Origin of the sequence: Paludibacter sp. 221 (genome assembly GCF_010501035.1) — a bacterium.
Taxonomy (GTDB): domain Bacteria; phylum Bacteroidota; class Bacteroidia; order Bacteroidales; family Paludibacteraceae; genus QVMH01.
Genome location: NZ_QVMH01000002.1, coordinates 98,004 through 99,211, shown reverse-complemented (window position 1 = coordinate 99,211; position 1,208 = coordinate 98,004). Strand labels below are relative to the sequence as shown.

General features: G+C 40.1%; 1 protein-coding gene. It reads right to left on the bottom strand.

The window, feature by feature from the left end; all coding sequences use genetic code 11:
* Positions 1 to 119: 119 nt before the first annotated feature.
* Entirely contained in the window at positions 120 to 980 is an 861-nt protein-coding gene (locus tag D0T49_RS00935) for a DUF4249 domain-containing protein (protein WP_163628716.1), read from the bottom strand.
* Positions 981 to 1,208 lie beyond the last annotated feature (228 nt).

Below are 1,208 nucleotides of genomic sequence, written 5' to 3'. Positions count from 1 at the left end.
CTCCCTACGGGAGCTTTTAATACTATAATGATTTATAAATAAGCTTTATAATAGACTATTGAATATAAACTCTATTATTTAAACAAATGTAAAACAAAAAAATATAATATAAAATAATTTTACCTTTCTATTTTGGCCAAAATTACACCATATGTAACACTGCCATATCCGCTCCAGATTCCTATCCCACCCTCTATGTTCGATTTCAGGCTGGAGAAGGCAGGGAACAGCGGATTCTGGGTGTTTATTATCTCATTCTGGTAACTCGTCCAAAAGTCGTAAGCACTACGGGGCTGCGTACAAAGTTTAATCCTGATGGTATCGGACGCTAAATAATAGGTTTTAAAATTATTCTTGGGATAAATAGACGGGCCTTTTCTCAATTCCATGTCTATTTGTTCCCCTGCGGGATAGTGGCTGCTGTTAACATTGCCATACAGGCAGGGGGTAAATACTCCTTTAACTGAATACGGACTGGTGGCCACGCTATAAAACTGGTTGGAGGTGTTTTTAAAGCTCACCCCTATATAGCCCGTAGTATCGTTCTCACTATTACGCCTGAACCAGATGTCATCTATATCCACCGGCTCAGGTATATGGGTGGTGGCTGTAATTATCTTATTATCATACTCTATTTTCAACGAATAGTTTTTACCTACCTCTCCCCTTATCACATGCCCCTTGTATTCGTAAGGCGGCAAGTGGTCAGGACTGTAAGCCAGACGAAGCACCTCCGAAGTTTCGCCATCCGACACGGTAACCCTTGCACTCCTTATTACGTGGTTCAACAGCTTTATTGTATCCTGTTCGCCAAGCACAGGAGCCGAAACCGATAGTAAAACCGACGCATAAGTATTGTTTTCAATCCGCCCTTCCACTACAATTTTAGGTTCGTAAGGGATTTCATCCAAATTGACACCAAACTCGCACGACACCAACGCCGGCAGCAATGCAAGTAAAATATAATAATGCTTCTTCATCTTAAGTATAATGGCAAAATCAAATTAGTTATAATTTTAGAATAACACCGCTTCAAAATTACATTTTAAAATGTCTGTTTTGTTAGGTTTTGCTCTTCCGTTCATTAGCCTCAAAGTCCCTCTCTTTGAGAGAGGGATTTAGGGAGAGTTACAGTTATCTTCAATCTTTACTGCTTTGTCCTCGAGCCGGACAGGCTCTTCCTTTTTCCTATAGCTGAAAAAGGAAGC

Bases quoted from the DNA above. Each gene is read 5' to 3' on its own strand.
- D0T49_RS00935 (WP_163628716.1), bottom strand. From the start codon at position 980: ATGAAGAAGCATTATTATATTTTACTTGCATTGCTGCCGGCGTTGGTG.